Here is an 11,089-nt window from a genome sequence, read left to right as displayed (position 1 = left end):
GCGCGTCGCGGATCGCTGGGGCGCCGGCGCCGACCAGCAGGATAGTCAAGGCCAGTACCGCGATGCGCTCAGCAATCAGCGTCGTGCGTTCGTGGTAGTCGGTGGTCAGGTCGGCAGGCAGGGCGATGTACGGGACCTGAAAGCAGGCGTACGCGACGGCGGTCAGCGAGAAGAAGATCAGCACCCACAGCGCCCCCAGACCCGGGGAGAAGCCGGTGGGTACGCAGAAGGTCAGGATGAACAGTGGGAAGATGGTCACCGCACCCACCCACATCAGCCGGATGCGCTGCCCGGTAACCGCGACCTCGTGGTCGCTCCGGCTGCCAATCAACGGGTTGACGACCACGTCGAGCAGCTTCGGGATCACCACGATGATCGCGGCGAGCAACGCGCTGACGCCGAGGGAATCGGTCAGGTAGTACGCCAGGACCAGGCCGGGCAGCACTGCGAACGCGCCGGTCCCGACACTGCCCGCGGCGTATCCGAGCGATACGGTCCGGGTCAGTGACGGGGCGGTCATGCTAGTACGCCTCGGTTCGAGCCCACATGTCGATCTTGGTACCGGCGGCGGCATACATGTCGGAAACGATGGCATTGCCGTCGGCTCCGGCCGCGAGCCTCAGGCTCTCGATCCAGTCGGGAATCAGTCCGTAGTGGGCGGTGCCGTCGGTGTTGACATCGAAGGTCCGGGTGCCAGAGACCTGGCGGTACATCAGTGTGCCGTCCGGTGAGCGGTACGGGTAGCGCACCGGATTGGTCTTGGCACCGGGCCGCGGCGGTGCCTGCTTGCCCAGGCCGTTCATGTCGGCGCCGTAGGCCACGCCGAGAGCAGCGCCCCCGTTGGCTTTGCGGACGTCGCGCCAGTCGTCGACGAACGACGATCCGGTCTCGTTGCCTTCGTCGGGCTCGGCGCCGTTCGCGTACAAGCCGACGGTGCCGCCGACCCGGAGGATCCGCTTGTACAGACCCGGATCGGTCCACGAATGGGAGGTGGTGATACCCGGGTATCGGCGCGCCTCGGCGATGGTGAGGACGCGATCGGCGGACTTCACTGAGAGGTGATCGACGTCGATGATGAGGTTCCGGCTGATGGCGGCGTTGACCGCGTAGGCGCCGAGGTCGGTGAGGCCGCGGGCGTTGCAGCGCCCGGGGCCGTCCTGCGGCGCCTGATGGTCGTGCAATGGGCCGCGGCACGGCTCGGTTTTCCACGGCTCTCCGGTGGCGATCACTTGACCGGTCTGGACGGCCAGACCGGTGAAGTCGGAGTCGATGTGGGCGCCACCGAGGGCGTTGTCGAACTTGTGCGTCAGGATCATTTGGCGCACGCCCATCGTCTTGAGCTCATCCATGCCGCGGTCGATGTCGGCGCGCGTGCACTGGGGGACGTCGCGGATCATCCCGCAGCCGAACGGCTCGGAGATCTCGATCCCGAGCGAGACGGCGAGCTTGCCCGAGGAGATGATCGCGCGGGCTTCGGCGGAACTGCGGGCGATCTTCATGAAGCCCTTACCTGGGCCGCCGGCTTGGGCGTCGATGTAGCCGATCATTTGCTGCAGACGCTTGTGCTGAATGCGGACCGACTGCATCTCGTCACACGGTTCGTCGCCGAGGGGGTAAAGCTCGCAGAGGATGCGGTTCTGCACGTAGTAGTTGTTGATCAGACGGAGGCCGCCGCGCCAGGCGCGCTCGATCCACCGGTAATAGTTCTGTTCGTGGGTCAGCGAGTACCACTGCGGCCAGCCTTGGAAGGTGGGCCAGCCGTCGGCGCTGTGCGGGCCGGGCTCGGAGAGGATGTGCTCGCTGAGGGCAGGCCAGCCGTCGCTGCCGTGGTCGGGGCAGTCGCGCAGAGCGACCGTGATCCCCAAGGGGGAGAACGGCTTTCCGCAGTGCAGGCCGCCGCCGAGGAACTGCTCGGCCATGAGATGTGCGTGACCGTCGACGAAGCCCTGGAGTTGTCCGTTGGCGCCGGTCGCACCGGCGGTCGGAGCGCCGTCGACGTTCAATTGCGCTTCGGGGAAGGTGCGGCAACCGGTCGCCGGGGTCAGGGTGACGGTGCGGACCACCTTGCCCGACGGTGAGGAGATTCGGTAACGGTCGCCGGCGTGGCGCGTCGACCAGACGGCAGCCGCGGTCGGCGCGTCGCGCAAAACCGCACTGCCGCTGTCGGCGGTGAGTACCTTGCCGCGGGTGTCGTAGAACAGGAACTGACCGAGTGCGGCGGCCTTGGCGTAGTAGCGGCCGCTGGGCGTGCGGTCACCGGTGAGCTGGTAGCAGTTGCCAGCCAGTTCGTACGCGGGGTCCCCGTTGGGCGCAGCGGCGGCGGGCGGCACGACGGCGAAGGTGAGCCCGGCGAGCATGCTGGCGACAATCGCACCGAAGATCTTCATGAAGCGGAAGCGTACCGTAACTCGATACAGAGTTGCATTGAGGATGCATCGACTCGGCCAGGGAATATAAGCGGACCGCGGTACGCTTATTGGTGTATGAAAAACATCGGTTTTCTTTCGTTTGGACATTGGTCGTCGGGCCAGGGCTCGCAGACCCGGTCGGCGTCGGATGTACTGCACCAGTCGATCGACCTCGCGGTGGCGGCCGAGGAGATCGGCGTCGATGGCGCCTACTTCCGCGTGCACCACTTTGCCCAGCAACTGGCATCGCCGTTTCCGCTGCTCTCGGCGATAGGCGCGCGAACCTCGCGCATTGAGATCGGTACGGGTGTCATCGATATGCGCTACGAGAATCCTGGATACATGGCGGAAGAATCCGGTGCTGCCGACCTGATCTCGGAGGGCCGGTTGCAGCTGGGTATCTCGCGCGGATCGCCCGAGCAGGTGATCGAGGGCTACAAGTACTTCGGCTACGACCCGGCGCACGGGGAGACCGACGCAGACCTGGCGCGCCGGCATACCGCGGACTATCTGCGCATGCTGGAGGGCAATGCCTTCGCCGAGCCCAACCCGCGGCCCATGTTCCCCAATCCGCCCGGGCTGCTGCGTTTGGAGCCGCACTCGCCGGGTCTACGCGAGCGGATCTGGTGGGGTTCGGGCACTCGGGCGACCGCCGAGTGGACCGCACAGCAGGGGATGAACCTGATGAGCTCGACCCTGCTGACCGAGGACACCGGCGTGCCCTTTCACCAGTTGCAGGCCGAACAGATTCAGGTCTTCCGCGACGAGTGGGCCAAGCACGACTGGGCCTTGAAACCGCGAGTCTCAGTGAGTCGCAGTATCTTCGCCCTCGTGGACGAGCGGGATCGCGCCTACTTCGGCTACCGCGGACAGGACGCCGACCAAGTGGGCTACATTGACGGCGGCATCGCCCGGTTCGGCAAATCTTATGCGGCCGAGCCGGATGCGTTGATCGAGCAGCTCGCCGCTGACGAGGCGATCGCCGCTGCCGACACGCTACTGCTCACGGTGCCCAATCAGCTCGGTGTCGACTACAACGTCCACCTCCTGGAGTCCATCCTCACCCACGTCGCCCCGGCCCTCGGCTGGCGCTGACCCGCTGTTTCCCGTCCGCTGGCAATTGGCGGTGGGTGCGGCCTAGTCGAGGAGGTCGGCGTGGTGGCGGGCGGCGACGTCAGGGTGGGCGCGCAGGCGGGCCTTGAGCATGTTGTCGCCGAACGTGCCGGAAATCGGATTGCCGGGATCCTCCGTCACGCCCGGGGCCTGGGCAGCGAGTGCGGGTGGCAGGTCGATGACCGGCATCGTCGAGCTCAGTGCCGGGTTGAAAAAGAACGGCACCGACAGCCGTTCGCTACCCGGCGGCGGCGACAGCACGCGATGCATGGTGGCCTTGAGGTAACCGTCAGTGGCGAACTCCATCAGTTCGCCGATGTTCACCACAAAGGCATCGTCGACCGGCGGGGCGTCGATCCAGGCGCCATTGTGCTCCACCTGCAGACCACCTTTGCCCGGTTCCACGAGCAGTAGCGTCAGCACCCCCGGGTCCTTGTGCGCGCCCACTCCCTGCTGGTCACGGCCAGTTTCCTCGCGTCCGGGATAGCGGACGAGCTTCATCAGGGTCGATGGACGTTCGGCGAAAGCCGCGTCGAAGACGTCCGCCGGGGCACCCAGGCTTAGCGCCCACTCGCGCATCAGACGCAAGCCAAGGGCGGTGCACCGGCTCTGCCAGTCCTGCATCACCTCGCGGAATCCCTCGACCCGCAGCGGCCACAGGTTCGGGCCGTCGAGCCGCAGGTAGGCGGGATCGTCGTCCGAGGTGAGGAGCGAGGGATACTCGGCTGCCAGGTCGATCTGTTCGCGCCAGTCGATCTCGCCCTGCGTGTACTCGCCACCGAAGCGCGTGTACCCGCGGAACTGCGGACTCGCCAGCATCTCGACGCTGAATTTGTCGTGGTCTCCCATGGCGAAGAAGACGCGGGCGGTGTCGAAGATCCGGTCGCGGACCGCTCGGTCGATCCCGTGGCCGATCAGATAAAAGAAGCCAACCTCGTGGGTGGCCGTGCGCAGCGCGGACCGGAAGCCGTCCGGATCGCGTTCGGCAGTCGACAGGTCGACAATGGGGAGTTCGGTGAGTGTCTCCATAGCTCCCACCATAAGCAGGCGCTCAGAATACCGAGGCGTTGGTGGCCAACTCGAGGAGTGGCTGGGGGAGAATGCCGAAGATCAGGGTAAGGATGGCGCAAACGCCAATGGGCACGGACGTCAGCAGACTCGGGGTGACGACGTCGGGGGCCGGTTCGGCGGGTGGCGCGAAGAACATCGACACGATCACCCGGACGTAGAAGTAGGCGGCCACCGCGCTAGCCAACACACCGACGATCACCAGCGCCCACGCGCCGTTCTCGCCGGCCGCCGCGAAGACGACGAGTTTGCCGACGAACCCACTGGTGAGCGGAATGCCGGCGAACGACAACAGGAACATCGACATCAGCAGGCCAACGACCGGACGACGACGTCCCAGCCCTGCCCAGGCGTCCAACCCGGACGCTTCGGCGCCCGACGACTCGCGCACCACGGCCAGCAGCGCGAACCCGCCGAATGCCGCGAACGCATACGCGCTGACGTAGAAGAGGGTCGCCGCGACACCGGTCTTGCCCAGCACCATCGCTGCGGTCAGCACGAAACCGACGTGCGACACCGACGAGTACGCCAGCATGCGTTTGATATCGCTCTGCGTCACCGCCATCAGCGTGCCCAGCACCATGGTGGCAAGCGCCACGGCCCACAGCGCGGGTCGCCAGTCTGGTTCCAGCGCCGGAAATCCGACCTGCAGCACCCGCAGCAGCGCGCCGAACGCCGCGACCTTGGTGGCTGAGGCCATCAGCGCAGTCACGGGGGTCGGTGCGCCCTGATAGACGTCGGGCACCCACGAACCGAACGGCACCGCACCGACCTTGAACAGCAACCCCACCACGACCAGCACCACGGCGATCAGCGAGAGGGTGCGGTCGGCGTGCCCGAAGGCGATCGACTCGCCGATCTGCGCCAGATTTAGCGAACCGGTCGCCCCGTAGGCGAACGCCGAACCGAAAAGGAAGATCGCCGACGCGAAGGCGCCGAGCAGAAAATACTTCAGCGACGCCTCTTGCGAGAGCAGACGACGACGCCGGGCCAGCCCGCACAGCAGGTACAACGGCAGCGAGAGCACCTCGAGCGCGATGAACATGGTCAGCAGATCCCCGCATGCACCGAACAGCATCATGCCGCCGACCGCGAACAGGGTGAGCGGAAAGACCTCGGTGGTGATCGCTTCGGCGCGGGTCGCGGCTTCCTCATCGGGTGAGCCCGGCGCGGTGGCCGCGGCGGGTGTGAAGGCATCGGCGGGTGTGAAGGCCTCGGCGGACCGGTCCAGACGCCGTTCACCCATGAACGCCACCGCGCCGATCGAGACCAGCACCACCACACCCTGCAAGAACAGCGCGGGACCGTCGAGAAGCACCGCGCCGGACATCGTCGCCGGATCCTGATCGCCCCGATTCCAGGCCACCACGACCACCATGACGAAGGCGGCCACCAGACCGCCCAGTGCGAGAGTCAGCTGCCAGTGGTAGCGCCGCAGCGCCGACCCGCGGGCAAAAATGGCCTCGACGAGCACGCTGAGCACCGCGGCGCCGAAGATGATAAACATGGGGGATAACCGGAAATAGTCGATGCTTACTGCCGTCACCGGGTACCTCCCGAACTCAGATAGTTGATGGCCGGGTCGATGACGCCGAGCAGCAGGCCGGGAAAGAATCCGAGGACCACGAGCGCGATCAGCAGCGGCGCGATGGTCACCCGCTGGCGGATTGTCAGATCGCTGATCGGTCCGGGTGTCCGCACTGGTCCGCCGAACACCCGCTGGTAGGTCCACAAGATGTAGACCGCCGACAGCACCAGCGCCAGTGCCGCGAAGACCGCGGCCACCGGATAGCGCACATAGGTGCCGATCAGCACGAGGAACTCGCTGACGAACGGCGCCAGTCCGGGCAGTGACAGCGTCGCGAGACCGGCCACCAGGAAGGTCCCGGCCAGCACCGGCGCCACCTTGGCCGTTCCGCCGTAGTCGGCGATCAGTCGGCTGCCGCGCTGCGTCACCAGGAAGCCGGCGATCAGGAACAGTGCGGCCGTGGAGATCCCGTGGTTCACCATGTACAACGTCGAGCCGGACTGGCCCTGCGCGGTCAGCGCGAAAATGCCCAACACGATGAAGCCGAAGTGGGAGATCGACGTGTACGCGATCAACCGCAACAGATCGGTCTGGCCGATGGCGAGGATCGCGCCGTAAAGAATCGAGACGACGGCCAGTACCGAGATCGCCGGCGCGAAGGTAGCCGACGCTTCCGGAAACAGTTCGAGGCAGAAGCGGAGCATGGCGAAGGTGCCAACCTTATCCATCACGGCCATCATCAGTACCGCGCTCGACGGGGTCGCGGCGACGGCGGCGTCAGGCAGCCAGCTGTGTAGCGGCCATAGGGGAGCTTTGACCGCGAAAGCGAAGAAGAAGCCGAGGAACAGCCAGTGGGTGACCGACGACGAGGCGTTCAATTCTCCGGTGCGCACCAGCTGGCTGATCGCCTGCAGGGAGAAGGTGCCGTCGCCGCTGCGCAGTGTCACCACGTACAGCCCGATCACGGCGGCCAGCATCAGCAGGCCGCCGAACAGGTTGTAGAGCAGAAACTTCACCGCAGCCGCCGGCGCCGATGGCCCGGAGCCGTAGCCGCCGATCAGGAAGTACATCGGGATCAGCATCGCCTCGAAGACGAGATAGAACAGCAGCACGTCGACGGCGACGAAGCTGATCAGCACCATCGCCTCCACGGCGAGCAGCAGCGCGAAGAAGCCGTGCGTGCCGCGCGCCGTGGTGCGACCGCTGCGGTCGGCCTCGTGCCAGCCCGCACCGATCAGCACCGGCGTCAGCAGCGCGGTCAGCAGTACCAGTGCCAGGCCGATCCCGTCCAGGGCCAGCGAATAGCGCGCGCCGATCGCCGGAACCCAACTGAGGTCCTCGACGAGCTGGAATCGGGCGCCGCCAGTGCTGAAGCGGGTCGCCACGAGGAGTGACCACACTGCGGCCGCCGTCGACGCGCCCAGGGCGACCCACTTGGCGGTGGCCGCCTTCTCGGCCGGTAGCGCGATCACCACCACCGAACTGGCGGCGGGAATCAGCCACAAGATGGTCAGCCACGGAATACTCACAGCGCGCTCACCACCCACACCAGGACGCCGATCACCACGGTGCCCAGCAGCATCGACGCCGCGTACGAACGCACGTAGCCGTTGTGCAGGCGACGGCTGCACAACGACAGGGTGCTCACGGCGCCGCCGAGAGCCGTGGGCACCCGGGCCACACCGCGATCCTCCACGACGATGAGTCCGCGGGTCAGGGCGCGGCCGGAGGACTCGAACACCGCCTCGTTGACGGTGTCACCGTACAAGTCTCGCCGGGCGGCGATGGTGAGCGTCGAGACGTCGTCGGGCGCGGTGACCGGAATGGTCGCGCGACCGTATTTGCGCCATGCGCCGGCAACGCCGATCAGCACGCAGACCAGCACGATGGCGGTCACCAGCGCGGCCGGCAGCGGCGGCTCGTGGTGCTCGGCGTGCCCGACGACGGGGGACAACCAGTCGGCCAGTCGCCCGCCGAGAATCAGGGCGCCACCGGCGAACACCGACCCGAACGCCAGGAGGATCATCGGCGCAGTCATCGAGACCGGGGCCTCGTGCGGCGCCGCAGCGCCCGGTCCGCTCTCGGTCCAGCGTCGCTCGCCGAAGAAGGTCAACACCATCACGCGGGTCATGTAGAAGGCGGTCAGTCCGGCGCCGAGGACCGCGACCACAAAGAGCACCGGGCCGCGGACACCGCCGGAGGCCAACGCGGCCTCGATGATCGAGTCCTTGGTGAAGAAGCCGGACAGCGGCGGGATCCCAATGAGCGCCAGATAGCCGAGCCCGAAGGTCGCGAAGGTGATCGGCATGACGCGGGCCAGTCCGCCGTAGCGGCGCATATCTGTCTCGTCGTTCATGGCGTGCATGACGCTGCCGGCGCCGAGGAACAGTCCGGCCTTGAAGAACCCGTGGGCGATCAAGTGTGCGATCGCGAAGGCGTAGCCGGCCGGCCCCAGACCGGCAGCCAAGAACATGTAGCCGATCTGGCTCATCGTCGACGCGGCGAGCGCCTTTTTGATGTCGTCTTTCGCGCAGCCGATGATGGCGCCGAACAGCAGGGTGACCGCCCCCACCACGAGCACTGCGGTCTGGGCGCCGGGCGCGAGGTTGAACAGCGGTGCCGACCGGGTGATCAAGTAGACGCCCGCGGTGACCATGGTCGCCGCATGGATGAGCGCCGATACCGGGGTGGGGCCTTCCATCGCATCCAGCAGCCAGGCCTGCAGCGGGACCTGCGCCGACTTCGCGCACGCGCCGAGCAGCAGGAGCAGGCAGATCGCGTTGAGGGTGCCCTCGCCGAACACACCGGCCGCGCCGAAGACGCCGTCGAAGCTCACCGAACCGACGGTGGCGAACATGATCATCAGCGCGATGGCGAATCCGACGTCGCCGACCCGGTTGATCACAAAGGCCTTCTTGGCGGCGGTGGCCGCCGACGGCTTGTGCTGCCAGAAGCCGATCAGGAGGTACGACGCTAACCCGACGCCCTCCCAGCCCAGGTAGAGGCCGAGATAGCCGTCTGCCAGTACCAACACCAGCATGGCGGCCAGGAAGAGATTGAGATAGGCGAAGAAACGACGCCGATTCGGGTCGGTGGCCATGTACCCGATGGAGTAGATATGGATCAGCGTGCCCACCACGGTGATCAGCAAGACGAAGCACACCGACAACTGGTCCAGGCGCAGCGCGGCATGGACCTGGAAGTCGCCAGCTGCGATCCACTGCCAGCCGTCGGCGATCACGGTCCGGCCCGATTCGCCTGGTCCCGCCGCATCGCGCCCGGCCAGAGCGACTGCGCTGATGATCGCCAGCACGGCCGATGTCCCGGCCAATGCGGTGGCCAGCAGGTGGCCCCACCGGTCGGTGTACCGGCCACCCAGCAGCAACATGAGCGCGCCGAGGGCCGGAAGGCCGGGAATCCACCACAGCAGGGCGGTCACAGACACCGCGCTCACCGCCTCAGCAGATCGGCATCGTCGACCGAGGCCGACTTTCGGACCCGGAAAATCATCATGATGATGGCGAGACCGACCACTACTTCGGCGGCGGCCACCAACATGGTGAAGAAGGCGATCACCTGGCCGTCGAGGCTCGCGTGCATGCGTGCGAAGGTGACGAAGGACAGGTTCGCCGCGTTCAGCATCAGCTCGACGCACATGAACACCACCAGCGCGTTGCGGCGCAGCAGCACGCCGGCAGCGCCGATCGCGAACAGGATCACCGAGAGGTAGAGGTAGTGCGCCGGGTTCATCGGCCGTCCTCCACCTGCCTGGGCGCCGACGCGGGGAGGTCGCGCGGGGTGAGCATGGCGTTCACCGACATCGCCGACGGCGTTCCGTCCGGCTCCAGGGCCGGCAGGTCGACGGCGTTGTGCCGGGCATATACGCCCGGCGGCGGCAGTGGCGTCACGTGACCACCGCGGGCGAAGCGGGCGATGGACAGTTCGCGTTGGCCGAGCTTCGGTCCGAACTGACGTCGGTGGGCCAACACCATCGCGCCGAGGGTGGCGGTGATCAGTAGCGCGCCGGTTAGCTCGAACGCCCACAGGTAGGTGACGAAGATCAGTTCAGCGAGCGCGCGGACACCCTCATCGGTATCGGCCGCCGTCAACGCGGGATCGCCGCGGAACGGGGTGAAAGAAATGGTGCCCAATGCGGCGACCAGGAGTATCGCGAAACCCACTCCGAGGCCGACCCCGAGATACCGTTGTCCGCGGATGGATTCGACGAGTGATTCCGACGAGTCGACGCCGATGAGCATCAGCACAAAGAGGAACAGCATCATCACCGCGCCGGTGTAGACCACCACCTGGACGACCCCGAGAAACAGGGCGCCCTGCATCACGTAGAAGACGGCGAGGATGATCATCGTCATCGCGAGAAAGACCGCCGAGTAGACGGACTTGCGGCTCAGGACGACGCCGAGTGCGCCGATCACCACGATCACCGCCAGCACCCAGAAGGTGAGGGCCTCCATCACGTCACCTCGCCGCGGTAGTAGTTCTCCGGGCGGGTGTCCGGAGCCATCGGATGCGGTGGGGCGGTCATCTCGTCAGTGAGTGGGGCGAGCAGCTGGTCCTTCTCGTAGATCATCCCGGCGCGCGACGGTCCGGCAAGCTCGTAGTCGTCGGTCATGGTGAGCGCGCGGGTCGGGCAGGCTTCGATGCACAGGCCGCAGCCGATGCAGCGCAAATAGTTGATTTGGTAGACGCGGCCGTACCGCTCGCCGGGAGAGTAGCGCTCCTCGGCGGTGTTGTCAGCGCCCTCCACCAGGATCGCGTCGGCCGGGCAGCTCCACGCGCACAGCTCGCAGCCGATGCACTTCTCCAGGCCGTCGGCGTACCGGTTGAGCTGGTGGCGGCCGTGGTAACGCGCGGCGGGCGGAGCCTTGTGCTCCGGATACTCCTCGGTGACCGGCGCGCGGAACATCGAGGTGAAGGTCTGGGCGAAGCCGGCGAAGGCGTCGGGCAGTTC

Annotated in this window: 10 protein-coding genes; 1 reads left to right on the top strand and 9 read right to left on the bottom strand. The window is 66.7% G+C overall.

The features are described from left to right. Positions 1-520 (bottom strand): MFS transporter (locus WAW85_RS08010; protein ID WP_422559094.1); only part of this gene is annotated, 520 nt, incomplete at its 3' end. 1 nt (position 521) lies between these two features. After that, positions 522-2,387 carry a sphingolipid ceramide N-deacylase gene (locus WAW85_RS08005; protein WP_422559093.1) on the bottom strand — a complete coding sequence of 622 codons (1,866 nt, stop codon included), beginning with the start codon at positions 2,385-2,387 and terminating at the stop codon, positions 522-524. 96 nt (positions 2,388-2,483) lie between these two features. Here WAW85_RS08005 and WAW85_RS08000 point away from each other — a divergent pair, with 96 nt between their 5' ends. Continuing rightward, a complete protein-coding gene (locus tag WAW85_RS08000) occupies positions 2,484-3,503 on the top strand; it encodes an LLM class flavin-dependent oxidoreductase (protein ID WP_422559092.1) in 1,020 nt (339 codons plus the stop codon). A gap of 42 nt (positions 3,504-3,545) precedes the next feature. On the opposite strand, the gene WAW85_RS07995 is transcribed toward WAW85_RS08000, so the two are convergent. The 7 genes from WAW85_RS07995 to nuoI are packed head-to-tail and all read right to left on the bottom strand — an operon-like array spanning position 3,546 to position 11,086. Then, positions 3,546-4,550, bottom strand: a complete 1,005-nt coding sequence (locus tag WAW85_RS07995; protein WP_422559091.1) for an isopenicillin N synthase family dioxygenase — start codon at positions 4,548-4,550, stop codon at positions 3,546-3,548. Positions 4,551-4,572: 22 nt separating this feature from the next. Then, on the bottom strand, positions 4,573-6,096 hold the full coding sequence (gene nuoN, locus WAW85_RS07990; protein ID WP_422559090.1) for an NADH-quinone oxidoreductase subunit NuoN: 1,524 nt from the start codon (positions 6,094-6,096) through the stop codon (positions 4,573-4,575). Positions 6,097-6,131: 35 nt separating this feature from the next. After that, complete coding sequence (locus WAW85_RS07985) at positions 6,132-7,646, bottom strand: NADH-quinone oxidoreductase subunit M (RefSeq protein WP_422559089.1); 1,515 nt, start codon at positions 7,644-7,646, stop codon at positions 6,132-6,134. Beyond that, a complete protein-coding gene (gene nuoL / locus WAW85_RS07980; protein WP_422559088.1) occupies positions 7,643-9,571 on the bottom strand; it encodes an NADH-quinone oxidoreductase subunit L in 1,929 nt (642 codons plus the stop codon). Before nuoL ends, WAW85_RS07985 begins: the two co-directional genes overlap by 4 nt. Next, a complete protein-coding gene (nuoK, locus tag WAW85_RS07975; protein WP_422559087.1) occupies positions 9,568-9,867 on the bottom strand; it encodes an NADH-quinone oxidoreductase subunit NuoK in 300 nt (99 codons plus the stop codon). Before nuoK ends, nuoL begins: the two co-directional genes overlap by 4 nt. Next, the gene (locus WAW85_RS07970) at positions 9,864-10,592 is read right to left on the bottom strand and encodes an NADH-quinone oxidoreductase subunit J (RefSeq protein WP_422559086.1); all 729 of its coding nucleotides are present in this window, start codon (positions 10,590-10,592) and stop codon (positions 9,864-9,866) included. Before WAW85_RS07970 ends, nuoK begins: the two co-directional genes overlap by 4 nt. Continuing rightward, positions 10,592-11,086, bottom strand: coding sequence for an NADH-quinone oxidoreductase subunit NuoI (gene nuoI, locus WAW85_RS07965; RefSeq protein ID WP_422559095.1), 495 nt, complete (start codon positions 11,084-11,086; stop codon positions 10,592-10,594). The genes WAW85_RS07970 and nuoI overlap by 1 nt, the downstream gene beginning before the upstream one ends. Between the last annotated feature and the right edge of the window lie 3 nt (positions 11,087-11,089).

The sequence above is a fragment of the Gordonia sp. (in: high G+C Gram-positive bacteria) genome (assembly GCF_049299075.1).
Classification (GTDB): domain Bacteria; phylum Actinomycetota; class Actinomycetes; order Mycobacteriales; family Mycobacteriaceae; genus Gordonia.
The sequence above is the reverse complement of the archived record's forward strand: the minus strand, read 5'-3'. Positions and strand labels throughout refer to the sequence as shown.

What these genes read in the sequence shown, in the direction of transcription:
- WAW85_RS08000 (WP_422559092.1), top strand. Translation starts at nt 2,484, where the DNA reads ATGAAAAACATCGGTTTTCTTTCGTTTGGACATTGGTCGTCGGGCCAG.
- nuoN (WP_422559090.1), bottom strand. Translation starts at nt 6,096, where the DNA reads ATGTTTATCATCTTCGGCGCCGCGGTGCTCAGCGTGCTCGTCGAGGCC.
- WAW85_RS07970 (WP_422559086.1), bottom strand. Translation starts at nt 10,592, where the DNA reads ATGGAGGCCCTCACCTTCTGGGTGCTGGCGGTGATCGTGGTGATCGGC.
- WAW85_RS08005 (WP_422559093.1), bottom strand. Translation starts at nt 2,387, where the DNA reads ATGAAGATCTTCGGTGCGATTGTCGCCAGCATGCTCGCCGGGCTCACC.
- WAW85_RS07995 (WP_422559091.1), bottom strand. Translation starts at nt 4,550, where the DNA reads ATGGAGACACTCACCGAACTCCCCATTGTCGACCTGTCGACTGCCGAA.
- nuoK (WP_422559087.1), bottom strand. Translation starts at nt 9,867, where the DNA reads ATGAACCCGGCGCACTACCTCTACCTCTCGGTGATCCTGTTCGCGATC.